This is a genomic window from Brevibacillus centrosporus, from assembly GCF_003710815.1.
Taxonomy (GTDB): Bacteria; Bacillota; Bacilli; order Brevibacillales; family Brevibacillaceae; genus Brevibacillus; species Brevibacillus centrosporus.
Window position 1 is genome coordinate 288788 of sequence record NZ_RHHP01000001.1, and the last position, 24034, is coordinate 312821.

Genomic DNA, 24034 nt, shown 5'->3' on the forward strand with positions numbered 1-24034 from the left:
GGTTACACCTCGGAAGGAAAGACTTTTTCTGCTTTGGCAAAGAGGCCTTTTTCCCCACGGCAGACGCGGTGAATCCCGAGCAGCTCATTCTCTGAAAAGAGGCAAATCAGGCTTCCTTCTTCAACGTTGACACCTGGCAGCGCCGTAACCAATCCATTTCGCACTGCCCGAACGCGCTCCGGCTTGACCTGAAAAGCTGGCATGAACGACATGGCTTGTGGGATCGAGACTAAATGACGGGAAAGGTCTTCCCCATTTGCAGCCTGCTCCTCCAGTACCTGGAGAGGGATTGCTTCCCCTTCTGTAAACGGGCCGCTTTTTATTCGCCGCAGCAGCTTCATATGGGCAGGATACCCCAGTACGCGCCCGAGGTCAACACATAAGGTACGCATGTAGGTGCCTTTCGAGCAGGTGCAGGTAAACGAAACGTCCACAACACCATCGCCTGCCGAAATATCGTGAAGAGTCAGCTCATAGATGGTCACTTTTCGGGATTGACGCTCAATTACTGTGCCTTCCCTCGCCAAATCATACAGTCGAACCCCGTTGACTTTGACTGCGGAGTACATCGGCGGCACTTGATCGATCTCACCCAGAAAGGATTGAAAGAGCTCTTCTACTCGTTCTTTTGTAATCGAAGCGATATCGACTTCTTTCTGCTCAATGACTTCACCGGAAGCATCTTCGGTGGTCGTAGAGGAGCCAATGCGCATGACCACATCGTAACGTTTGGGAAGCTCCTGCAAATACTCGACAAGCCGCGTAGCCTGCCCCAGGCAGATCGGTAGCACTCCCGTCACATCCGGATCGAGAGTCCCTGTGTGCCCTACTTTCTTGGTTCCGTAGAGTCGGCGGATTCGCGAAACGCAATCGTGCGAGGTCATTCCGGCCGGCTTGTCCACCACAAGCACACCGTTTACGTTACTCATTGCTGTTCACTCCTAATGCTTCTCCCAATGCAAGCCATACTTTTCCTTTTGCGTCCTGCAAAGAGCCCCGAATCGTGCATCCTGCTGCTTTGGCATGACCGCCGCCGCCCAGCTGCTTGGCGATCGCCGATACATCCACGCGATCACGTGCACGCAGACTCACTTTCACGGCGCCTACCTCAGACTCTACAAAGGAGACGCCTACTTCTACGCCTTCGATGTTCCGGCAGTAGTTGACCAGCCCTCCTGTGTCGTCACGACCAGCCCCCGCCTGTGCGAAGTCTTCAAAATGCACTGTAATGGAAGCCACCAGGTTTTCGTGAGACATTTCCAGCGATTGCAGAGCAAGTCTCAACATTTTTACGTGAGCCAGCGTGATTTCTTCCAAGCAGCGCTCCGCGACCTCACCCGGCTTGACTCCGTAACGCAGCAGCTGCGACGCAATTTCCATTACATGAGGAGACGTATTGGAATAGCGAAAGCCACCCGTATCCGTCAAAAGACCCGTGTAAATGCACAGAGCCAGTTCTTCATTGAAGCTGACACCTGCTGCCACAGCCACATCATACAAAATTTCTGCAGTAGCTGCCGCATCCGTACGAATCAGGTTAATGCTGCCAAAGCCATCATTCGTCGGGTGGTGATCGATATTGAGCAAGGCAGCTCCTGAACCAAATAAAGACCGTACATCGCCCATCCGAGACTCATCAGCACAGTCTACGGCGATCACGGCCTCAAATGTTTCATCCAGTGGCTGCGTCGAAAGGTTTCGCAGCTGTTCAAAACGCGGTAAAAAGTTAAACTTCACCGGTGTTTCCCCTTCGTTTACAACCACGTATTCTTTACCTAACTGCTCGAGAATCATGACAACTCCAAGTGCAGAGCCTGTCGCGTCCCCGTCTGGATTGACGTGAGAAAGAACCAGGAAGCGGTCATGCGATTGCATGAATCGTGCCGCTTCCTCCACAGTATTAAGATTTGGCTTCATCCTGTTTTCCCTCTTCAGTGGAGATTTCCCGCAGGATTGATTCTATTTTACTGCCGTAGTCAATTGACTCGTCCAGTTTAAATGTAAAATCAGGAATGTGGCGCAGCTTCACGCGCTTGCCGATTTCGGTTCGCAGGTAGCCTTTTGCTTTTTGCAATCCGGCCAAAGATGCTTTGCGCTGCTCTTCACTTCCAAAGATGCTGACATATACCTTCGCCAACTGCAGGTCGCTGCTCACTTCTACATCAGTAACGGTAACAAAACCGATGCGCGGATCTTTGAGGCCTCGCTGCAAAAGCATGCTCAGCTCTTTCTTGATCTCTTCCCCTACTCGGCTCATCCGTGTCTTGTTCATGTTCTTCACCTCCGCTGGCTGTACTAATCGTAGTATTCCGTATCCGCTTGAATCAACTCCACATCAGGATGGTTTTCCACGAAGCGGATCACGGTCTGAACCTCTTTTTGCAAAAAGGACATCTCATTAGCAACGGCAGCGATACCCAAAATGGTACGCTGCCACTGCTCGGGGTAAGCCATCTCAGATGCGGAGACATTGAAGCGGTTCCGCATCTTTCCAATCAAGCTCTTGACGATGGCTCTTTTCTCTTTCAAATTTTGACAAGCGGGCAGAAACAGTTCGATCTGCACACTCGCAATCATTATTGTTTCACTTCCACCATCACGAAGGCTTCGACGACGTCGCCCACTTTGAGATCCTGGAAGCGCTCCAGTGTCAGACCGCACTCGTAACCTGCGGCAACATCCTTCGCATCATCCTTGAAGCGTTTCAGTGTATCCAGCTTGCCTTCGTAAATCACGATGCCTTCACGGATCAGGCGAGCACCTGCATCGCGGCTCAGCTTGCCTTCTGTAACGTAGCAACCAGCGATGTTACCGACTTTGGATACTTTGAATACTTCGCGAATCTCAGCTTGACCGATGATGTTCTCTTTGTAAACAGGATCCAGCATCCCTTTCAGAGCTTGCTCGATCTCTTCGATTACGGTATAGATGACACGGTGCAAGCGAATGTCGATCTTCTCTTGTTCGGCCATGTTGCGCGCATTTGGCTCAGGACGAACGTTGAAGCCGATGATGATCGCGTTGGATGCATTTGCCAAGGTCACGTCGGACTCGGTAATGGCACCTGCACCTGTGTGAATGATTTTCACACGCGTACCGTTTACATCGATCTTTTCCAAAGCACCACGGAGAGCCTCAACAGAACCTTGTACGTCTGCTTTCACAATCAGGTTCAGCTCTTTGATGTCGCCTTCCTGAATTTGTTGGAACAGGTCGTCCAGAGATACGCGTGCACTTTCACGACGCTCGGATTCACGCTGCTTCGATGCACGAGCTTCCCCGATTGCACGAGCTTTTTTCTCGTCTTCGAAGACGCGGAATTGATCTCCTGCTTGAGGAACATCGTTCAAACCAGTGATTTCTACTGGAGTGGATGGGCCTGCTTCTTTCAGACGACGACCTTTGTCGTTCACCATGGCACGTACACGGCCATACGCAGAACCTACTACGATTGGATCCCCTACACGCAGCGTCCCTTGTTGAACCAGGATGGTCGCAACTGGTCCGCGGCCTTTATCCAGCTCAGCTTCCACAACCGTACCGCGGGCACGTTTGTCTGGATTCGCTTTGAGCTCTTGTACTTCGGATACCAGCAGGATGTACTCCAGCAGTTCCTCGATACCTGTACGCTGTTTCGCAGACAATGGGGAGAAGATCGTGTCGCCGCCCCATTCCTCGGCAACCAGTTCGTACTCCGTCAGCTCTTGCTTGATGCGATCGATGTTCGCCTCTGGTTTATCCACTTTATTCACAGCAACGATGATCGGTACATTCGCTGCTTTCGCGTGGCTGATCGCCTCGATGGTTTGTGGCATCACACCGTCGTCAGCTGCCACTACGAGAATCGTAATATCTGTAATTTGGGCACCGCGAGCACGCATGGTAGTAAAGGCTGCGTGACCAGGAGTGTCCAAGAATGTGATTTTCTTCCCTTTGATCTCAACTTGGTAAGCACCAATATGCTGGGTAATACCGCCAGCTTCACCGGCTACTACGTTTGTAGAGCGGATCGCATCCAGCAACGTTGTTTTCCCGTGGTCAACGTGACCCATGATCGTAACAACTGGCGGGCGCTCCATCAAGGTTTCAGGAGCATCTACTTCTTCCAGTGTTTCGAAGTTGGTCTCGTCGATGATGATTTTTTCTTCCACTTCTATGTTGTACTCAGCGCAAATGAGCTCGATGGCATCTTTCTCCAGGTATTGGTTAATCGTAGCCATGATACCCAAATTAAACAACTTTTTGATGATTTCCGCAGGTTCCTTGCGCAGTTTTAGCGCCAGCTCGTTCACTGTCAAAGAATCTGTGAACGTGATTTTTGTTGGTGGCTCCAGCACTGGACGCTGTTGTTTTTGTGGTGCACGGTGGTTGTTGCCTCTGCGGTTGTTCTGGTTACGATTGTTTCCTCCGCGGAAAGGCTGATTCTTCTTGTTGTCTTCAAACGTTTTTTGCGTTTGTGGACCTTTTTTGATCTTCTCGCGTTTTTCAATACCTACGTTGGTTGGGAGTTTCACTTTATCTTCAAAGTCTTCTCCGGCGCGAACTTCAGGCTGTGCATTTGCAGTATTTGCACCTGCATTTGCAGCCTGATTTTGTGGACGTTGCTGATTTTGTTGCGGTCTTGGCGGTCGTTGCTGTTGATTTTGCGGCTGTGGTTTACGGTCATTCGGCTTTGCGGGTTGACTTCTCATATTGTTTGGTCTTCTCTCCTGATTCTTCCCCTGATTTTTTCCATTTTGAGGACTCTGCTGATCGGGCCTGTTTCCAGCTGGACGATTGTTGCCCAGGCTGTTACCACCGCGATCACGGTCGGCCGGGCGTTCAGCTTGTGCTTGCTGCCCTGGCTGCGACTGGGGACGGGATTGTCCTCTGGCTTCATTCTGGCGACGTTGATCGTCTGCTTGTTTCGGTCTTGCCTCACTTGGCGCGGAGCGTTGTTGTTCTGGCTTGGAACCGCCAGCACGCAGCTTTGCCATGTGATCCTCGATCTTTTTGATCGTGCCTTCTTCCATGATACTCATATGATTTGCAACTTCTATATTCAAGCGCTTTAGCAAATTGAGGATTTCCTTACTGCTCATGTTGTGTTGTTTGGCATATTCATACACACGTGTCTTCAAATGGACTTCACCCTTTCCTAAGTTAGGTGAGCAGACGCTGAATGCTTTCAGCCAACTTCCCATCAGTTACCGCCACTGTGACCCGTCCATCTTTCCCAATGGCACGGCCCAACTCATGTCGGTCCCCAGTGGTAACACACGAAACACCGTAATAGGAACATTTATCTCTCATTTTTTTGGCAGTATTGTCAGATGCATCAGCCGCGAGCAATACCAGATGGGCCTGACCGCTGCGTATGGCAGCTAGTACCTGCTCCTCACCAGTAATTACTTTTCTTGCTCGCATGGCAAGTCCGAGCAATTGCGCAGCTTTGGGAATCATTGCCCCATCATCTCCAGCCATTTTTCACGAAATGCATCGTATTTCTCCTGAGTAATGGACATATTCAGTGCACGCTCCAGCACTTTTTTCCATTTCCCCGAGGCGAACGCATCTGGTTTCAGACAGCTATCCTGACGGCAGACATAAGTCCCGCGTCCAGCGGCCTTTCCAGTCAGATCAATCACGATCTCCTCTTCAGGCGTCCGAACCACTCGGATCAATTCCTTCTTCGGAAACATTCCTTGGCAAACGATGCACTTGCGTAAAGGGATTTTTTTTTGCTTCATGATTATTCGATGTCCGCCCCTTCATCGCCCTCTACTGCTTTTGGATAAGCGATGCCTTCTTGGTCTGCCTGGGACTCACTCTTGATATCGATTTTCCATCCAGTGAGCTTGGCTGCCAGACGTGCATTTTGACCGCGCTTGCCAATCGCCAAGGACAATTGGTAATCAGGTACAATGACACGGGTCACTTTCTCAGCCGCGTTCACTTCTACGTGGAGAACTTTTGCAGGGCTAAGTGCGTTTGCCACATATTCAGCCGGATCCTCGGACCAACGAACGATGTCGATCTTCTCACCTTTAAGCTCGGTTACGATCGTCTGTACGCGCATACCTTTTGGACCTACGCACGCTCCGACTGGGTCAACGTCTGCATTGATGGAATGGACGGCAATCTTGGAACGGTCTCCCGCTTCACGAGCGACAGATTTAATCTCCACGACACCATCGTAAATTTCAGGAACCTCGAGCTCAAACAGTCGCTTCAGCAAACCCGGATGTGTACGAGAAACGACGATTTGCGGTCCCTTGGTTGTTTTTTCTACCTTGATGATATATGCCTTCACGCGGTCTTGTGACTTGAACTCTTCGGATGGCATTTTTTCCGTGATCGGCATAACCGCTTCCGCTTTACCCAGATCGATATAGTAATTGCGTGCATCCATACGCTGAACAACACCTGTTACGATATCGTCTTCGCGCTCGATAAACTCGCTATAAATCAATCCGCGCTCTGCTTCGCGAATGCGCTGTGTCACGACTTGCTTTGCCGTTTGAGCAGCAATTCGCCCGAAATCACGAGGAGTTACTTCAATTTCAACAATATCCTCAAGACGGAAATTCGGATCGATTTCTTGTGCTGCTTCCTGAGAAATCTCGAGGCGTGGATCCAGTACCTCTTCCACTACATTTTTCCGCGCATACACGCGCACAGTTCCCGAATGACGATTTACATCCACCCGTACGTTTTGGGCCGAATTAAAATTTCTTTTGTATCCAGAGATCAGTGCTGCTTCGATTGCCTCAATCAGTACGTCTTTGGTGATGCCTTTCTCTCTTTCAATGGCTTCTAGAGCCTCGATAAAATCGCCGTTCATGACTTTCGTTGCCTCCTCCTTTACTTACCACCGGCCAGACTATTAAAAGACGATTGCCATACGGGCCGTGTCAATCTGCTCCTGTGTAATCACGTACGTCTTTTTCGCTTCCTTAACTGTCAACTTACCGTCCTCAAAGGATATGAGTTCGCCCTCGAACACGCTTGCTCCTTCTATTGGCTCTTTTGTTGTGATGTGAACGTGTCGACCGACAGCCTTCTCGAAATCTTTGTCTTTTCGGAGCGGGCGTTCTGCACCAGGCGAAGAAACTTCCAAGAAATATGCAGTAGGGATCGGATCCACTTCATCTAATATTTGGCTAAGCTTCTCGCTGACAAGGGCGCAGTCATCGATGTCGATGTTGCCAGTTTCATTGTCGATAAACACGCGCAGAAACCAGTTGCTGCCTTCCTTCTTGTACTCAATATCAACTAGTTCCAGACCCAATTCGTCAACAATGGGCGTGACCAGTTCGGTGACGATGTCCGTTACCTTGCTCAAGCAAGTACCTCCTTCTCGTATGAACCCTGAGGTGTAACCAGAAAGAAAGAGTGGGTTTCCCCACTCTCGATCTGTCATGCGTATAAAACCAGTATTTCCAAAAAAATTATAGCATAAGCGCCCTTCCCTGACAACCTTTGGATGAGGGCACCCCTCTTGACACCTGATTAGAACAAGGATAGCTGGTTGGATTCAGGCAATCCTTTGAGAGCTCCTTGCTCCTCCAAATACTCCAAAATAGTCTTGGAGATCTTGGAACGAGACAGCAAATCCTCCTTGGAGAGGAACTCTCCTTGCTGCCGTGCTTCCACGATACTGAGCGCAGCGTTGGTACCCAGACCTGGCAACGCATTAAACGGAGCAATGAGCGAATCTCCGTCGATCAGGAAGCGTGTCGCGTCAGAGGCGTACAGATCCACATTGGCAAAACGGAAGCCGCGCTCGACCATCTCCAGGGCCATCTCCAATACGGTCAGCAGCGCCTTCTCTTTCGGCAGAGCGTCGTGTCCTTTGCCCTCGATCTCTTCGATCTTCTGGCGAATAGCCGCAGAGCCTTTAACCATCAACGGGATATCGAAGTCATCCGCCCGTACCGTGAAGTAGGTCGCGTAAAACTCCAGCGGGCGATGCACCTTAAAGTACGCGATCCGTACCGCCATCATGACGTAGGCAGTCGCGTGGGCTTTCGGGAACATGTATTTAATCCGTTGGCAAGACTGGATGTACCATTCAGGAACGTTGTTATTGCGCATCTCTTCCTGATCTTCCTCCGGCACGCCTTTTCCTTTCCGCACCGACTCCATGATCTTGAAGGCACGGGAAGGCTCCAGACCTTTGTAGATCAAATACACCATGATGTCGTCACGACAACCAATTACATCAGGAAGCTTACATGTTCCATTGCGAATCAAATCCTGTGCATTGTTCAGCCAAACGTCCGTTCCGTGTGACAGACCCGAAATCTGAACCAGCTCGGCGAACGTGGTCGGCTTCGTATCCTCAAGCATCTGACGTACGAATTTGGTACCGAACTCTGGAATTCCCAAAGTCCCCATATTCGTACCGATTTGCTCAGGTGCCACACCCAATGCTTCCGTGGAACTAAAGATCGACATCGTCTTCTTGTCATCGAGCGGGATCGTTTTTGGATCCATGCCCGTCAAGTCTTGCAGCATTCGGATGACTGTCGGATCGTCGTGTCCCAGAATATCGAGTTTGAGCAAGTTGTCATGAATGGAGTGGAAGTCGAAATGCGTCGTGCGCCATTCCGATTCATTGTCATCAGCCGGAAACTGGATCGGACAGAAATCTTCAATTTCCATATAGTCAGGCACTACAATGATCCCGCCCGGGTGCTGACCTGTCGTTCTTTTTACACCTGTGCAGCCGTTCACGATCCTTGAGACCTCTGCATTTCGCAGTGTCATCTTGCGCTCATCGGCGTACTTTCGCACATAGCCGTAAGCGGTCTTCTCTGCGACCGTACCAATCGTTCCTGCACGATAGACATAATCGGCTCCGAAAAGCTCCTGCGTGTACTTATGCGCTCGCGGCTGGTAGTCACCAGAGAAGTTCAAGTCAATATCCGGTACCTTGTCTCCTTTAAAGCCCAGGAACGTTTCAAACGGAATGTCCTGCCCATCTTTTTCGTAGCTTGTGCTACAAGACGGACATTCTTTGTCTGGCAAGTCGAATCCGGAAGCAATCGATCCATCCGTGATAAATTCACTATGCTTGCAGTTCGGACAACGGTAATGCGGTGGCAGAGGATTTACCTCGGTAATGTCGGACATGGTCGCGACAAAGGAGGAACCTACCGATCCCCGTGAACCTACCAGATAGCCGTCTCGCAACGACTTTGTCACCAAGCGCTGGGAAATCAAATAGATAACACCGAACCCGTGCTTGATGATACTGGTTAACTCTTTTTCCAGTCGATGTTCTACCAACTCAGGCAGCGGATCGCCATAGAGCCTTTTTGCTTTGTCATAGCACATTTGCCGCAGCTCATCATCGGCTCCCTCGATGACGGGTGTGTAGAGCTTGTCTGGAATCGGACTTACATCCTCGATCATATCTGCGATCGCATTCGTATTTTTTATAACGACTTCGTGTGCAGTCTCTTCCCCGAGGAAAGAGAACGCCTCCAGCATCTCATCTGTCGTATGCAAATAAAGTGGTGGCTGGTTTCCTGCAGTTGGGTCCCCTTTGGAAAGCAAAAAGACATCTCGGAAGATTTCATCCTGCGGGTTGAGGAAATGCACATCCCCCGTCGCGACTACGAGCTTGCCGAGCTCCTTTCCCATCTGGACGATGTTTCGGTGGTACCCTTTCATCGTCTCGAGGCTTGGGATTTCCTCGTTGCGCAGCAATGGCGAGTAATGGGCGATCGGCTGCAGCTCCAGGTAATCGTAGAACGAAGCTACTTCCTTCAGCTCCTCCGGCGATTTCCCGCGCAAAATGGCCTGCATCAGCTCGCCGTCCTTGCACGCCGTACCGATCAGTAGACCGTCCCTATACTTCGTCAGCTGACTGCGCTGGATCCGTGGCCATCTATAGAAGGTTTCGACGTGAGAGCGACTCACCAGCTTGTAGAGGTTTTTCAATCCCTCTTTGTTTTTCACGAGGATCGTCGCATGGAATGGACGACCGCTTTTATAGTCCGCTTCTGCATTGCTCTGTTCATTTAACTGCGCCAACGTCTTGATCTGCGCTTCCTTGATGTCTTTGAGCATCTGCTGGAAGACATGCGCCAGCGCAACCGTATCGTCCAACGCGCGGTGAGCATTGATCAGTTCTACATTGAATTTTTTTGCGAGACTGCCCAGCCGATAGTTGCGCATACCTTTGTACATCATCCGCGCAAGGGGCAGCGTATCCAGGAAGGCATTGTTCCAAGGCTCCATGCCGATCCGTTTCGCGCAGGCATTGATAAACGCCTTATCGAACTCGGCGTTGTGAGCGACCAGAATCGCATTTCCGGTGAATTCCTTAAACTGGCGAAGCACGACATCCAAGGTGTCTTTGCCGCGCAGCATCTCATTGGTAATCCCCGTGATCTCGGTTGTTTTCGGTCCAATCTCCAGCTGAGGGTCGATCAGTTCCGTCCACTCTGCGACAATCTCGCTCCCTTTCATCTTCACCGCAGCGATTTCGATAATGGTATGCTCGGCTGCGTTCAAGCCGGTCGTCTCCGTGTCAAAGACGACGTATTCCGTATTCTCATCAATCGGAATGTTGTTATCTGCCGTCAAATTGTAGACGATATCAATCCCGTCCTCGATGACGTACGCTTCCATCCCCAAAATGCACTTGATGTTATTTTTCTTGGCAACTGAATAAGCCTCCGGAAATGCCTGTACGACTCCGTGGTCAGTAATGGCAATCGCCGGGTGTCCCCATTTCGCCGCTGTAGAAACGAGCGATTTTACGGACGCTACCGCATCCAGAGCACTCATAGGTGTATGGCAATGCAGCTCAACACGTTTTTCTTCTGCCGTATCTCGGCGTACGACTTGCTCGATCTGATTGAGATCGTTCGCATTCATCACCAGATCGCGAATGAACGTATCATGCTGTACGCTTCCTCGCACCCTGACCCACATACCATCCTTCAGAGCCTCCAGCATCTTGACGTCTTCCTTATCGCGGGAAAACATTTTGACGGTAAGCGAATCTGTGTAGTCAGAGATGTTAAAGGTAAGCAAATGGCGACCGCTTCGCAGCTCTTTTACTTCCACGTTGAACACGGCACCTTGGATGACTATCCGGCGCTCCTCATCCTGAATCTCACAGATCGGAATAGGGGCATCCTTAATTTCATACCCCATCATCAGAGTCGTAATGGCCTCTGTCTTATCAGCAGACTTGGCCTCCTGCGCAGCGGCAGTCATGACGACCTCGACCAGCGCTCTCTCTTCCTCGCTGCGCTGTTCAACGAAAGCCTTGTACGCTTCATCACTCTCTTCCTGATGGAACGTAAAACGCGGAGAAGTGTCGGTCGTCTTCTGAAAAACGGCGAGCAGTTCGCTGTCCGCTTTTTTTCTTTTGGCCACTTCTACCGTCATATCGGTAGGCAAGTAGATTTTTACTTCTTGCTGCGCGACCTCTTTTTTCGCTGTACGCATCGTGACAGCCAGTGAATTCAAGGCCGGCTCGACACGTGCAAGCACAACATCCCAGTACTCATTTACGATTTGCTCCAAAGGTGGTTTCTGCCCATATCGAAAACTGGCATCTACTTTCGCCAGATGGGAAAAGGTCTGCGTCAGCCTCTGTGTGAACGCATGAAAGACCTCCGCAGGCAGCATCCTGGGAAGCGTAAAACGAAATACCCACTCACGATTTTGCTTGTACAGCTCCAGCTTATCAATCTGTCCGTCCTGAAAAAAACGTTCCACCCATTCTGCGGGAAGCTCCATTTGCTTCACCAGCAGGGCGAACCGTTGCTTTTGCTCTTGTGTACGGTCCACGGCTTTCCCACCCCCTAAAACAAGAAAAAGAGGCACTCCCGTTGCATCAGGGGAGTACCCCGTAAATTTCGACAAAATCCCTCTTTATTCCTGCTGTCAATTACACTCCGAACAGTTCGGCTCCCGTGCGGTCAACGCGGGCCAGCAAAGCTTTGACTTCGCTCGCGATTTCGTCCAGCTTGACATGAACGGTCTCTCCGGTTTTCCGTACGCGAATTTCTACAGTGCCTTCCTCTGCAGCCTTGTCGGAAACCGTAATGCGCAGCGGCAATCCGATCAGGTCAGCATCCTTGAACTTCACACCTGCGCGCTCAGGGCGGTCGTCAAACAATACTTCCACGCCTGCTTTGCGCAATGCTTCTGTGATTTGTTCACTGGTCTGACGTTGCTCTTCTACTTTAACATTGACCGGAATGACATGCACGTGGAAAGGTGCTACAGCTACTGGCCAAATGATCCCATTTTCATCGTTGTTTTGCTCGATGACTGCTGCAATCGTACGGGATACCCCGATGCCGTAGCAGCCCATGATCATTGGCTGGCTTCTTCCATTTTCATCGAGGAAGGTAGCCCCCAGCGCTGTCGAGTATTTCGTTCCGAGCTTAAAGACATGGCCGACTTCTACACCGCGGGCAAACTTGATCGCTCCGCCAGTACGTGGGCAAACGTCTTCTTCCGTAATATTGCGAAGGTCAGCATAGCGGGATACCGTGTAATCACGACCTGGTTTAACATGTTGAATATGGTAGTCTGTTTCGTTAGCCCCTACTACACCATCGAAAACGTCTTGAACGTTGTTGTCCGCGATGATTTCCACTTTTTCGTTGTCAAGGCCAACGGGTCCAACAAAGCCTGCTGGAGCACCTGTTACGGACAAGATATCCGCTTCTGTCGCCAATCCAACGATGGTTGCATCGTACAGATTTTTCAGCTTTACTTCGTTGAGCTCGTGATCTCCACGAACGAGTACCATGACCAGTTTGTCGTCTACCCGATAGAGCAGGCTTTTGACAATTTGCTTCGCTTCGATCTGAAGCGCTTTTGTCAATTGCTCGATCGTTTTGACACCAGGGGTATGCAGTTTTTCAGGCACCGGAGTTTCAGTCGCAGGCTTCGCTGCTGGCTGGTAAACGACTTCTGCTTTCTCCAGGTTCGCGGCAAAATCGCCTTCTTCGGAGTAGGCAATAGTGTCTTCGCCGATATCACACAGAGCCATGAATTCATACGTGCCCTTACCGCCGATGGCACCGGCATCTGCTTCAACTGCGCGGAAGTTTAACCCAACGCGAGTGAAGATGTTGGTATAGGCATCGTACATCGCTCGGAAGTTGCGATCCAAGCCTTCCTGAGTCGTATCAAAGGAATACGCATCCTTCATGATAAACTCACGGCAGCGGATCAACCCGAAGCGAGGGCGAACCTCATCACGGAACTTGGTTTGGATCTGGTAAAGGTTGATTGGCAGCTTTTTGTACGAGTTGATTTCATCACGCACAAGGCTGGTGATGACTTCCTCGTGGGTCGGCCCCAACGCAAAGGAACGGTCATGACGATCGCGCAGACGAACCAGCTCTGGTCCATACACATCCCAACGACCGGTTTGATGCCACAGCTCTGCTGGCTGCATAGCTGGCATTAAAAGCTCCTGACCGCCAGCGTTGTTCATCTCTTCACGCACGATGGCTTGGATTTTGTGCAGGGTGCGGAGTGCGAGCGGCAGGTAGGTATAAATACCGGATGCCAGCTGGCGGGCCATACCGGCACGGAGCAGCAGCTTGTGGCTGGCAATCTCCGCATCAGCAGGCACTTCCCGCAGGGTAGGAATCAACATTTGGCTTTGCTTCAACACGTGCGTGTCCTCCTTAATGCTTATAAAAACCCTCTACCGCGGCCTGTGACCATCAGTAGCGGAAAGTTTCACTTCGCTCATACTCGTGTAGATTAGAAGCGATCTACTTACCCTACATGTGTAGGCTTTTGTTCGCCGACCATTTCGTTGATTTCTTTCATCAACTCTTCAAACAGTTCGGTTTCTTTCACTTTCCGAACAATTTCGCCATTGCGGAAGATCAATCCTTCTCCATTACCACCCGCAACGCCTACATCAGCCTCGCGTGCTTCTCCTGGTCCGTTTACGGCGCAGCCCATCACAGCTACCTTCAAAGGAACCTTCAAGGTAGAAATCGCATCCTCTACTTTGGTAGCCAGCCCGATCAGGTCAATCGCGCAGCGTCCGCAGGAAGGGCAAGCAATGACTACGGGATCGTTGTTCACGATGTCCAAGCTGCGCAGGATTTGTTTCGCCACTTTGATTTCTTCTACAGGGTCAGCCGTCAAGGATACACGGATCGTATCGCCAATTCCCATCGACAGGACGGTACCAATACCCACAGCCGATTTGATACTGCCAGAGAATTGCGTTCCCGCCTCGGTAACACCGACATGCAATGGGTAGTTGCGTTTTTGTGCCATCAGGGAATACGTTTGGATCATTGTTGGGACATCGGAAGACTTCAGCGAAATGACGATGTTGTCGTAGTTCAAGTCTTCGAGAATTTCCACGTGGTCCATCGCGCTCTCTACAATCGCTTCAGGCGAAGGATAGCCGTATTTTTCAAGCAGTCGCTTTTCTACAGAACCCGAGTTGACACCAATTCGGATCGGTACATTGCGCTCGCGGCATGCTTCCACTACTCGTTTCGTCTTTTCCTTGGAACCGATGTTCCCCGGATTGATCCGGATCTTGTCGATTCCGCTCTCAAGTGCAATCAGTGCGAGCTTATGGTCAAAGTGAATATCCGCAACGAGCGGCAGCGGAGACCGCTCCTTGATCTTTTTAATCGCACGTGCAGCGTCCTCGTTAATGACGGCCAGACGAACGATCTGGCACCCTACATCGTGCAATCTCTGGATCTCGGCCAACGTTTTCTCCACATCCCGCGTATCCGCAGTGGTCATGGATTGAATGACTACGCTCTTCTGACCCCCGATTTGTACGCCTCCGACAAATACCGGTTTCGTCTCCTCGCGCTTGTACATTTTGCACCATCCTTCATTTTGTCTGTATTCGTTCTAGTAAGTGAGTACGTTATTGAAAGAAAAACCGTTGCAGGTCATTCCATGTTACCACCAAAATCAAGAGCATCAAGAACGCAAATCCAAGGAAGTGTACCATCCCTTCCTTATGCGGATCGATCGGACGACCACGCAGAGCTTCCACAGCCAGGAACGCCAGACGTCCACCATCCAATGCAGGAAGCGGGAGCAGGTTGAACAATCCCAGGTTGATGCTGAGGACAGCCGCCCATTTCATCAAAATCGCGATACCTTGCTGCGCAAACTCACCCGTCATCTTAAAGATGCCGACAGGTCCACTCAAATCATTAATTCCTACCGAACCCGTAAAGAGCATTCCCAGGCTTTTCAGGATCATCATCGTAAAGTCATAGGTAGATGAAGCTCCGTACTTCAAGACTTCCCCTGGAGCGTATGTCAACGAGTTTGTCACCATGATTTTCCCAACGTTATTCTCATCTTTCCCTACCTTCACCGGAACTGAATGGCGCTGGCCACTACGCTCGTATTCGAAGGTCAATTCCTTCCCGGGAGATTGACTGACGATCTCCACGATCTCTTTCCAGGAAGCAACTGGCTTTCCTTCAATAGAGATCACTTTGTCGCCTTGAAGCAAACCAGCTTGGGCAGCAGGACCGCCCGCTCTCACTTCGCCGAGATAAGGAACGTCTTTCGGAACTCCGTAAATTAGTCCAATGGCGACAAATAACAGAAAGGCCAGAATAAAGTTGGCAGCTGGACCTGCGAAAATGGCCCAAAAGCGCTGAGATACCGTCTTTCCTTTAAACTGTCTGTTCAGTGGGGCAATCTGAACCTCTTGTCCATCCTTCACCAGTTGAGCTTGTGGATGCACGGAAAACGTACGCTGCTCCCCGCCAATATCAAGCGTCAGGTTCAGTGCGTGTTCCAGATCAAAGCTTACAACTGTACCGGAAATCGCTCGTGCTGAGCCGGTGCCTGGCCCATCCAGGAGGATATGTGTTACCTTTCCCACCGCATCTCGCTCCACACCGATTTCCATATGCGGTTTCAACATATCCATCTCAGGGTCTTCACCTGCCATACGGACGAGTCCACCGATTGGCAAAAGGCGAAGCGTGTATTCCGTTTCTCCCCGCTTAACACGGAAAATTTTGGGCCCCATGCCGAGTGCAAATTCACGGCAAAGTATTCCCGCTCTTTTTGCGAGCAGGAAATGTCCAAGTTCATGCACAAAGACGAGTACCCCAAAAACGATTACTATCGCGAGAATTGATCCAACGGAATCCAGATTGGGAAGAGGCAATTGAACAGCCACCTTTCATTCAGTATCTAAAGCCCTACCGTATACAAATCCGACGCGAAAGAGCGCGCCCAACGATCTGCTGCAAAAATCTCTTCCAATGTCGGATGGTTAACTCCCTGGTGAGCTTCGCAGGTTTTTCTGACAATGGTTTCAATCTCGAGAAACCGGATTGCGCCTTTCAAAAACAGGTCAACGGCTACTTCGTTGGCTGCATTCAAGACAGCCGGATGTGTGCCGCCAGCTTTTCCACAGTCATATGCCAATTGTAGCAGAGGATAGCGCTCAAAATCCATGGCAGCAAAGTGAAGAGTGCCAAGCTTTACGAGATCGAGTGGCTCCGAATCCAAATTCATTCTCTCCGGATAGCTGAGCGCGTACTGAATGGGAACTCTCATATCAGGCGTTCCCAGCTGGGCCATGACTGCCCTGTCCTTGTATTCTACCATAGAGTGAATGATGCTTTCATAGTGCAGGATGGTGTCGATCTGTTCATACGGCAAATCAAACAACCAATGCGCTTCGATTACTTCAAAACCTTTGTTCATCATGGTAGCCGAATCGATGGTAATTTTCGCCCCCATGCTCCAGTTTGGATGCGCGAGCGCCTCAGCGACAGTCACATTCTCCAATTCCTGGCGGCTGACATGACGAAAAGACCCTCCTGAAGCGGTCAAGATGATGCGGGAAACATCTTCCCTGCGCTCTCCCTGCAAGCATTGATAAACGGCTGAATGCTCGCTGTCGACAGGAATAATGGTCACCCCTTTTTCCTTCGCTGCCTTCATCACGACGGGACCTGCGCTAACCAGTGTCTCCTTGTTCGCGAGGCCAATCGTTTTTCCCGCTTCAATCGCAGCTAAGGTAGGGGAAACTCCGACACTACCGACAACAGCCGTCATCACGAAGTTTGCCGACTCATGCCGAGCCACCTGCTCGAGCCCTTCTGCTCCATAAACGATCTCAGGCATAGCTGATCCTCCGAGACGTTCCGCTAGCGCTGCAGCAGCTTCAGCATGGGCCACAGAGACCAGCTCTGGCTGGAATCTTTTCACCTGCCGAGCCAGCAAGTCCACATTCGTTCCTGCCGCCATCGCTACCACTGAGAATTTCCCTGGATGCTGTTCGACAACATCCAGGGTGCTCGTGCCGACAGAACCAGTGGACCCCAAGAGTGCTATTTGTTTCACTTTAATTCACCCTCTATAATTCTTTATGCGTCAGGTCTCAGACGATTCCTAGTAGATGCAAAACCGGAAAGACGAGCAGGAAGCTGTCAAACCGATCAAGCACACCGCCGTGCCCAGGGATCAGCTGACCGGAATCCTTCACACCAAAATGACGCTTCAGGCCGGATTCCACCAAGTCTCCCAGCTGTCCGATGATCCCTGCTACCACTGCAATCAGAAATGCTTGAAGCATATCCAAGCCGCCAAAGATGGCGTTCACTGCAAGTACCACGACAATGGAAGCCAAAAGTCCCCCCAAGGAGCCCTCGATCGTTTTGTTTGGGCTAATTTCTGGCCACAGCTTTCGTTTCCCGATCGCTTTTCCTACAAAATAAGCCCCGGAATCCGTCGACCAAATTCCGAGAATGACGAGTACCGTTAGCATCAATCCGTCCGGAAGATTGCGGGTAGCTGCCATATAAGTAAAACCAAAGCCTATGTATAACGCCCCCACCAATGTAAGGGCGATGTGTTCGATATGAAACTGATTTTTCCGCAAAACGGAGTAAATCAATAAAAGCAGAAGAACTGCTATCATCAGATCCGGCGTGCTGATGGTAAGCCAGGTGGAAAAAGAAAGGGACGGCCAAAGAATGCTGATCATCAAAATGTATCCGAGTATGCTTGCGACGTTCCATGGCTGGAGGCCCGCCATCCTCATAAATTCAAAATGGCCAATCACGGCCAAAAGCAATACCAATAATGAGTACCAGCTTCCTCCCAAATAGATCAAAAGGAGAAAAGCGGCCCCACCAATCAAGCCTGTTATTATACGTTGCTTCAACAGATTCCACCTCTCGGCTATACCGCCCCGTAGCGACGAGCTCGACCTTGGTACTCCACTATCGCTTGATAAAAGTGTTCACGGGAAAAATCCGGCCAAAGCACATCCGTAAACCACATTTCAGTGTACGCCAATTGCCAGAGCATAAAGTTGCTCAAACGAATCTCTCCACTTGTGCGAATCAAGAGGTCTGGATCGGGGATTTCGCTTGTATACAGGTAACGGGAAATGACTTCCTCATCCAATTCCTGCGGGTCAAGTTCCCCCGCTTTCACTTGTGCTGCAATCACCGAAAATGCTTTGACAATCTCATCACGTCCACCGTAGTTCAAAGCAAAATTCAGCTGTAGTCCACGGTTGTCACGTGTTTTCTCTTCCGCTTCAAGCAATGCCTTTAATGTGTGAGAAGGCAGTTCATCCTTGCTTCCCAACATGCGAATGCGAACATCTCGTTCAATCAATTCATCCAATTCTGTCGACAAAAATTCCTGCGGAAGCTTCATGAGAAAATCCACTTCGTCCCGCGGTCGCTTCCAGTTCTCGGTAGAAAAAGCGTACATCGTCATATAGCGTACACCGATCTCGTCAGCCGCTTTGACGACTTCCTTTACCGTTTTCATTCCTGCTCGATGCCCGGCGACCCGGGGTAAACTGCGCATGTTGGCCCATCTTCCATTCCCGTCCATGATCACTGCGACATGCTCCGGGATTTTGCCGGAGAGGTCCAGTTCTTCCTGCACAGTTTGTTTTTCCTTGCGGGTCCATTTGCGCGCTAGATGTTCTAACATAAAGTGTTCCCCCGTAATGAGAGATATAGACGTACATCCCCCTCAAGTGAGAGGGGGATTCCCTTGAATTACACTTCCAAGATGTCTTTCTCTTTATCCTTAACGACTTTGTCGACTTCTGCAATAAATTTATCCGTCGTTTTTTGTACCGTTTCTTGATGGCGACGAGATTCATCTTCGGAAATGGTTGCTGCTTTTTCAAGCTTCTTGATCTCATCGTTAGCGTCGCGGCGAATATTGCGAATCGCTACTTTGGTTTCCTCACCGCTCTTGCCAGCCAATTTCACCAAGTCTTTGCGACGTTCTTCTGTCAGTGGCGGGATGATCAAACGAATGATCACACCGTCGTTACTTGGTGAAATACCCAAGTCCGATTGCTGCAGAGCTCGATCAATTTCTTTCAAAGCCGTTTTGTCCCAAGGCTGAATGGTGAGCATGCGAGGTTCAGGGACACTCACGTTAGCCAACTGGCTAATCGGCGTCGGCGTACCATAATAGTCAACCATCACACGATCCAGCATCGCAGGGTTTGCACGTCCTGCACGCAGAGTGGACAGGTCTCTTTTCAGATTCGAAATCGCTTTGTTCATGCGATCTTCCATGTCTTTGATCACGGATTGTGCCATAATTATTCCCCCTTCACCAGAGTACCGATCTTATCGCCCATCACTGCCCGGCGAATATTGCCTTCTTCGGAAATGTTAAAGACGATCAGCGGAATATTGTTGTCCATGCACAGACTCGATGCTGTGGAATCCATGACACCCAGTCCTTTGTTCAGGACTTCCAGGAAAGTCAAACGATCGTATTTCTCCGCATTCGGATCCAAGCTCGGGTCTGCAGAATAAACGCCGTCCACTTTATTTTTTGCCATCAGGATAACTTCAGCTTCAATCTCGGCTGCGCGCAAGGCAGCAGTTGTATCCGTAGAGAAATAAGGGTTTCCAGTACCAGCAGCGAAGATAACGACACGCATTTTTTCCAAATGGCGAATCGCGCGGCGGCGTATGTATGGCTCTGCCACTTGTCTCATCTCAATCGATGTTTGTACACGAGTCGGGACGTTCACTTGCTCCAACCCATCCTGCAAGGCGAGTGAGTTCATGATCGTGGCCAGCATGCCCATGTAATCGGCAGTTGCACGATCCATCCCTTTGGAGCTACCGGAAAGTCCGCGCCAGATATTGCCTCCACCGACGACTACTGCAACTTGTACTCCCAATTCTACGATTTCCTTGATCTGGTTCGCTACGGAAAAAATGACCTTCGGATCAATCCCATATCCTAAGTCTCCCGCCAGTGCTTCCCCACTCAACTTTAACACAACCCGTTTATAGGCAGGAAGTGGCATGTGAAAACGGCCTCCATTCATGAATCATTCTCTGTGCATCGTCAGCATTCCTTCTGACACTATATCTGCACATTGCTTTTTACGTGCATGAGAGTTTCACTTTTAGTGAAACTCTCGTTTTGAAAATAGGGAACACGGAGGTGTTCCCTATATCCTTATTATTGCTTATTTACTTGCGCCATTACTTCAGCAGCGAAGTCTTCTTGTTTTTTCTCGATACCTTCGCCCACTTGGAAACGAGCGAATTCTTTCAAGGTAGCACCTGCTTCTTTCAGCAGAGCAGATACTTTCTTGTCTGGGTCTTTAACGAATGGCTGTTCGACCAGTACGTACTCTTCGAAGTACTTGGAGAGACGACCTTCAACCATTTTTTCAACGATATTCGCTGGCTTGCCTTCAGCCAATGCTTGGTTTTTCAGAACCTCGCGCTCGCGATCGATCTCGTCTTGGGAAACTTCATCGCGGTTTGCAAAGCGTGGGTTAGACGCTGCAGCATGCATGCCAAGGTCTTTTGCCAGTGTTTCGTTTTGCGTGCCTTCCAATGTAACCAGAACGCCGATACGACCGCCCATGTGCAGGTAAGCACCGAAGACGCCGTTGTCGGATTTCTCGGAAAGGAAGAAACGACGGAAGGAGATGTTTTCTCCGATTGTGGAGATTTTCTCATTGATTACGTGAGCCAGTGTTTCGCCTGCGCCCTTGAAAGGTTGCTCCAAAGCTTCTTCAACCGTTGCAGGACGCTGGGATACAACGTGCTCAGCGATGTCTTTTACGAGTGTTTGGAACTCAGGGTTTTTCGCTACGAAGTCTGTTTCGCAGTTTACTTCGACAACAGCTGCTACGTTACCCTCAACTGCAGTTGCAGTCAAACCTTCTGCAGCAATACGGCCGGATTTTTTCGCTGCTTTCGCGATACCGCGTTCACGGAGCAAGTCAATTGCTTTTTCCATGTCGCCGTTAGTTTCTTCCAGCGCGCGTTTGCAATCCATCATACCTGCACCTGTACGCTCACGAAGTTCTTTAACTGTTTGTGCACTAATTGCCATTGAGTTAACCTCCTTGGATTGTTACGTTCTAAGTATAGGGTTGGTTACATTATGCTCATTTGTTAAAAAAGGATGGACGGGGTTCTGACACCCTCAGTCCACCCTCATACACTTGCTTACGCAGTTGTTGTGGCTTGTTCTCCGCCTTGGTTGCCTTCTTGCAGGGCATCTGCCATTTTCGCAGTCAGCAGTTTAACAGCGCGAATTGCGTCGTCGTTACCTGGGATTACGTAGTCGATCTCGTCTGGATCGCAGTTAGTATCTACGATTGCAACGATTGGGATACCCAGTTTGCGAGCTTCTGCAACAGCGATGCGCTCTTTACGTGGGTCGATGACGAACAGTGCGTCCGGCAGTTGATCCATGTGAGCGATACCGCCGAGGAATTTCTCCAGGCGATCCATTTCTTTGCGAAGAACGATAACTTCTTTCTTCGGCAATACTTCGAACGTACCATCTTGTTCCATACGCTTCAGCTCAGCAAGGCGAGCTGTACGTTTTTTGATGGTAGTGAAGTTAGTCAAGGTACCACCCAACCAACGTTGGTTGATGAAGTAGTGACCTGTACGTTCTGCTTCTTCTTTAACGGATTCTTGCGCTTGTTTCTTCGTACCTACGAAGAGCACTTTACCACCGTTTTGAGCGACTTCACGTACAAAGTTGTACGCTTCCTCAACTTTTTTTACGGTTTTTTGCAGGTCGATAATGTAGATTCCGTTACGTTCGGTGAAGATATAGCGAGCCATTTTCGGGTTCCAACGACGAGTTTGGTGACCAAAGTGAACACCAGCCTCGAGGAGTTGTTTCATCGAAATTACTGCCATATTTCACACCTCCTTAAAAGTGGTTTTTTTGTGATGCTACCTCCGCCACACCGCATCTTCCAAGCAAAACTGCCTGAGGCAGCACCGTTGCTGGAATTGGTGGACGTGCGATTTCAACACCGTAAATGAATATATCACATGAGACTTTCAATTGCAACAAACAGATTCCATTATTTTCGCACTAGAAAACTTGGCTGCGCCATATCTTTTGGCGGAGCCTTAGTTGCACTTGTACTGGATAGGAATCTTATACTTCCTATCTGTAAAAAAATACCGCCTCATTTCTGGGGCGGAGTCGTAATAAGTTTGACGATATCTGCTGCCGTCGCAGGGGTAGTAATCTGATAGGTTCCCACACGGATCCGATTCAGCTTGTCCTGGCTTCGGAGCTCTTCCACCAGCGTATTGTCAGGCGGCAGGATGCCTTCCGCTACGAGCTTTTTGGCCACACCCTCTGCCGTCGCTTTGTATGGAACCGTAAAGGAAATCTGCTTTTTAACCACAGGCGTTTCCACATTCGGCTGAACCGGTTTTTTCATCTGCTCAGCCGGGCTGGTCGACACATTAGTCGGACTCGTTGTTTGTGGAATCGTCTTCTGCACACCAGAAGCAGGCGGATTAGGTGATACCGGCTGTGTAGAAGTTGGACTTTGCGGCTTGACCGTCTGGCCCGCTTGAGGTGTCACAGGAGCTTTCGGTGCTTCGGGAGCAGGCTTCACATTGACTTTTTTCTCTTGCTGCCACTGCTCGTACTCTTCCTTGCTCAAAACGACCATTTTCAATTCTTCGGCAGCCTTTTTGATCTGCACAGACGAAAGTGCATTCTGCGCGGAAGGCATCTGCTTGGTCTGAAACCAGCCTGTCACCGCTGCAGCCACAATCATGCCGGCACCAAAGCCAAGTAACAGCTCTCGTTTACGCATCGGCTGTCCCTCTTTCTTTACGCGCAGCCAAGGCAAAGATCAGGTCGATTTCTCCTCTTCCTGCTCCCATGCGTTTGGCAATCTCATCCAAAGACAGCCCTTCCCTGTGCAGCTCAAAGACTCTGCGATATCTCTCTCGCAAAGCCAGCATGTCTACTTCGTTCATTTGTTGCGTTTCATTATTCATGAGAGGAGAGTCCAACACGTCTATCGTTGGAGCTTGGAGTGCCTTTGCTGACACTTCCTGGCTTTCCAATTGTTCGATTCGCTTCCGCAACACATGAATTTCTCCAAGCAGCTCTCCCTGCACGATCTCAATCTGAGAAAACAGGTAGTCCTTGTCCTGTTTGATCTGCTTTCCAAGCAACTGCCATTTTTTATCGACCTCTGCCTTGTCCGCGGTGCGATGTGTCAGTTCAAAAGAATCGGATTCAATCGTTTGTTTTCCTTTTAAAAAGAAGGAAATGAGAATACAGACAAACCCGACTCCGATCAAGATGAGATACACTACGTCCATGATGGCCACCTTTGTTTCTGGCTTTTTATACTTCTATCCTTATAATGATATATCGATAAAGCGACCGCGCAATGGGTCACGCATGGATACTTGCTTCCTTTTTACGTCGTCGTCCGCTCCTTCTCCCTCTGGACTTGCGGAAGACATATTGGGGTCTTGCTGCTTATTCTTTGACTTTTGCTCGCGCTCACGAATCCTGTTTTTTTCGGTATGCGCAACATCTGTCGGGCGCTGTCTCATCTGTTGGTCGAGCTGGCTACGCTCCTCCATGAGGGATTGCTGCTCGTGGACGCCCCGTTGAAGCAGCTGATCCTGAATACGTGTGACTTCGAGCGTACGTGGCAAGGCAACTTGCAGTTCCACATTCTTCAAGCTCATCGAGACACAGCTCCCTTACACTGCCTATGGTACACCAAACG

General features: G+C 50.0%; 23 protein-coding genes. All 23 read right to left on the reverse strand.

Annotated elements, in window-relative coordinates; genetic code table 11:
• Positions 1-2: 2 nt before the first annotated feature.
• The 23 genes from truB to EDM55_RS01555 all read right to left on the reverse strand — a co-directional run bounded on the left by truB (position 3) and on the right by EDM55_RS01555 (position 23993).
• A complete protein-coding gene (gene truB, locus EDM55_RS01445) occupies positions 3-929 on the reverse strand; it encodes a tRNA pseudouridine(55) synthase TruB (protein WP_122959453.1) in 927 nt (308 codons plus the stop codon).
• Positions 922-1917, reverse strand: coding sequence for a DHH family phosphoesterase (locus EDM55_RS01450; protein WP_092266705.1), 996 nt, complete (start codon positions 1915-1917; stop codon positions 922-924). The genes truB and EDM55_RS01450 overlap by 8 nt, the downstream gene beginning before the upstream one ends.
• Positions 1901-2272: a 30S ribosome-binding factor RbfA gene (gene rbfA, locus EDM55_RS01455; protein WP_092266704.1), complete on the reverse strand. Its 372-nt coding sequence runs from the start codon at positions 2270-2272 to the stop codon at positions 1901-1903. Before rbfA ends, EDM55_RS01450 begins: the two co-directional genes overlap by 17 nt.
• Positions 2273-2295: 23 nt before the next feature.
• Positions 2296-2577: a DUF503 domain-containing protein gene (locus tag EDM55_RS01460; protein ID WP_092266703.1), complete on the reverse strand. Its 282-nt coding sequence runs from the start codon at positions 2575-2577 to the stop codon at positions 2296-2298.
• The gene (gene infB / locus EDM55_RS01465; protein WP_122959454.1) at positions 2577-5120 is read right to left on the reverse strand and encodes a translation initiation factor IF-2; all 2544 of its coding nucleotides are present in this window, start codon (positions 5118-5120) and stop codon (positions 2577-2579) included. Before infB ends, EDM55_RS01460 begins: the two co-directional genes overlap by 1 nt.
• A gap of 22 nt (positions 5121-5142) precedes the next feature.
• Complete coding sequence (locus EDM55_RS01470; RefSeq protein ID WP_092266701.1) at positions 5143-5442, reverse strand: YlxQ family RNA-binding protein; 300 nt, start codon at positions 5440-5442, stop codon at positions 5143-5145.
• Positions 5439-5729, reverse strand: coding sequence for an RNase P modulator RnpM (rnpM, locus tag EDM55_RS01475; protein WP_055747015.1), 291 nt, complete (start codon positions 5727-5729; stop codon positions 5439-5441). The genes EDM55_RS01470 and rnpM overlap by 4 nt, the downstream gene beginning before the upstream one ends.
• A gap of 2 nt (positions 5730-5731) precedes the next feature.
• The gene (gene nusA / locus EDM55_RS01480) at positions 5732-6823 is read right to left on the reverse strand and encodes a transcription termination factor NusA (protein WP_092266700.1); all 1092 of its coding nucleotides are present in this window, start codon (positions 6821-6823) and stop codon (positions 5732-5734) included.
• A 42-nt stretch (positions 6824-6865) separates the two neighbouring features.
• The gene (rimP, locus tag EDM55_RS01485; protein WP_092266699.1) at positions 6866-7324 is read right to left on the reverse strand and encodes a ribosome maturation factor RimP; all 459 of its coding nucleotides are present in this window, start codon (positions 7322-7324) and stop codon (positions 6866-6868) included.
• A 167-nt stretch (positions 7325-7491) separates the two neighbouring features.
• Positions 7492-11796: a PolC-type DNA polymerase III gene (locus tag EDM55_RS01490; RefSeq protein WP_122959455.1), complete on the reverse strand. Its 4305-nt coding sequence runs from the start codon at positions 11794-11796 to the stop codon at positions 7492-7494.
• Positions 11797-11896: 100 nt separating this feature from the next.
• On the reverse strand, positions 11897-13642 hold the full coding sequence (locus EDM55_RS01495) for a proline--tRNA ligase (protein WP_170184291.1): 1746 nt from the start codon (positions 13640-13642) through the stop codon (positions 11897-11899).
• A 110-nt stretch (positions 13643-13752) separates the two neighbouring features.
• Complete coding sequence (gene ispG / locus EDM55_RS01500) at positions 13753-14835, reverse strand: flavodoxin-dependent (E)-4-hydroxy-3-methylbut-2-enyl-diphosphate synthase (RefSeq protein WP_092266696.1); 1083 nt, start codon at positions 14833-14835, stop codon at positions 13753-13755.
• Between the two features lie 49 nt (positions 14836-14884).
• Positions 14885-16156, reverse strand: a complete 1272-nt coding sequence (gene rseP, locus EDM55_RS01505) for an RIP metalloprotease RseP (protein ID WP_092266695.1) — start codon at positions 16154-16156, stop codon at positions 14885-14887.
• Positions 16157-16182: 26 nt separating this feature from the next.
• Positions 16183-17343 (reverse strand): 1-deoxy-D-xylulose-5-phosphate reductoisomerase, encoded by a 1161-nt coding sequence (locus EDM55_RS01510; protein WP_092266694.1) that lies wholly within the window; start codon positions 17341-17343, stop codon positions 16183-16185.
• Positions 17344-17380: 37 nt separating this feature from the next.
• Positions 17381-18166, reverse strand: a complete 786-nt coding sequence (locus EDM55_RS01515) for a phosphatidate cytidylyltransferase (RefSeq protein WP_092266693.1) — start codon at positions 18164-18166, stop codon at positions 17381-17383.
• A gap of 17 nt (positions 18167-18183) precedes the next feature.
• On the reverse strand, positions 18184-18954 hold the full coding sequence (gene uppS, locus EDM55_RS01520; RefSeq protein WP_092266692.1) for an undecaprenyl pyrophosphate synthase: 771 nt from the start codon (positions 18952-18954) through the stop codon (positions 18184-18186).
• A gap of 68 nt (positions 18955-19022) precedes the next feature.
• Entirely contained in the window at positions 19023-19580 is a 558-nt protein-coding gene (frr, locus tag EDM55_RS01525; RefSeq protein ID WP_092266691.1) for a ribosome recycling factor, read from the reverse strand.
• A gap of 2 nt (positions 19581-19582) precedes the next feature.
• A complete protein-coding gene (pyrH, locus tag EDM55_RS01530; protein WP_092266690.1) occupies positions 19583-20305 on the reverse strand; it encodes a UMP kinase in 723 nt (240 codons plus the stop codon).
• Positions 20306-20463: 158 nt separating this feature from the next.
• Positions 20464-21351, reverse strand: coding sequence for a translation elongation factor Ts (gene tsf, locus EDM55_RS01535; protein ID WP_092266689.1), 888 nt, complete (start codon positions 21349-21351; stop codon positions 20464-20466).
• Between the two features lie 116 nt (positions 21352-21467).
• Entirely contained in the window at positions 21468-22175 is a 708-nt protein-coding gene (rpsB, locus tag EDM55_RS01540) for a 30S ribosomal protein S2 (RefSeq protein ID WP_092266688.1), read from the reverse strand.
• 278 nt (positions 22176-22453) lie between these two features.
• Positions 22454-23098, reverse strand: coding sequence for a DNA polymerase III subunit gamma/tau (locus EDM55_RS01545; protein WP_092266687.1), 645 nt, complete (start codon positions 23096-23098; stop codon positions 22454-22456).
• Positions 23091-23615: an RNA polymerase sigma factor gene (locus EDM55_RS01550; protein WP_122959457.1), complete on the reverse strand. Its 525-nt coding sequence runs from the start codon at positions 23613-23615 to the stop codon at positions 23091-23093. The genes EDM55_RS01545 and EDM55_RS01550 overlap by 8 nt, the downstream gene beginning before the upstream one ends.
• Positions 23616-23654: 39 nt before the next feature.
• Positions 23655-23993 carry a hypothetical protein gene (locus EDM55_RS01555; RefSeq protein WP_092266685.1) on the reverse strand — a complete coding sequence of 113 codons (339 nt, stop codon included), beginning with the start codon at positions 23991-23993 and terminating at the stop codon, positions 23655-23657.
• Positions 23994-24034: the final 41 nt, after the last annotated feature.

Coding starts and splice junctions, on each gene's coding strand:
- nusA (WP_092266700.1), bottom strand. CDS start 6,823: ATGAACGGCGATTTTATCGAGGCTCTAGAAGCCATTGAAAGAGAGAAA.
- rbfA (WP_092266704.1), bottom strand. CDS start 2,272: ATGAACAAGACACGGATGAGCCGAGTAGGGGAAGAGATCAAGAAAGAG.
- EDM55_RS01460 (WP_092266703.1), bottom strand. CDS start 2,577: ATGATTGCGAGTGTGCAGATCGAACTGTTTCTGCCCGCTTGTCAAAAT.
- rnpM (WP_055747015.1), bottom strand. CDS start 5,729: ATGAAGCAAAAAAAAATCCCTTTACGCAAGTGCATCGTTTGCCAAGGA.
- uppS (WP_092266692.1), bottom strand. CDS start 18,954: ATGTTAGAACATCTAGCGCGCAAATGGACCCGCAAGGAAAAACAAACT.
- pyrH (WP_092266690.1), bottom strand. CDS start 20,305: ATGCCACTTCCTGCCTATAAACGGGTTGTGTTAAAGTTGAGTGGGGAA.
- EDM55_RS01555 (WP_092266685.1), bottom strand. CDS start 23,993: ATGAGCTTGAAGAATGTGGAACTGCAAGTTGCCTTGCCACGTACGCTC.
- truB (WP_122959453.1), bottom strand. CDS start 929: ATGAGTAACGTAAACGGTGTGCTTGTGGTGGACAAGCCGGCCGGAATG.
- EDM55_RS01545 (WP_092266687.1), bottom strand. CDS start 23,098: ATGCGTAAACGAGAGCTGTTACTTGGCTTTGGTGCCGGCATGATTGTG.
- EDM55_RS01470 (WP_092266701.1), bottom strand. CDS start 5,442: ATGATTCCCAAAGCTGCGCAATTGCTCGGACTTGCCATGCGAGCAAGA.
- EDM55_RS01550 (WP_122959457.1), bottom strand. CDS start 23,615: ATGGACGTAGTGTATCTCATCTTGATCGGAGTCGGGTTTGTCTGTATT.
- tsf (WP_092266689.1), bottom strand. CDS start 21,351: ATGGCAATTAGTGCACAAACAGTTAAAGAACTTCGTGAGCGTACAGGT.
- ispG (WP_092266696.1), bottom strand. CDS start 14,835: ATGTACAAGCGCGAGGAGACGAAACCGGTATTTGTCGGAGGCGTACAA.
- EDM55_RS01450 (WP_092266705.1), bottom strand. CDS start 1,917: ATGAAGCCAAATCTTAATACTGTGGAGGAAGCGGCACGATTCATGCAA.
- frr (WP_092266691.1), bottom strand. CDS start 19,580: ATGGCACAATCCGTGATCAAAGACATGGAAGATCGCATGAACAAAGCG.
- rpsB (WP_092266688.1), bottom strand. CDS start 22,175: ATGGCAGTAATTTCGATGAAACAACTCCTCGAGGCTGGTGTTCACTTT.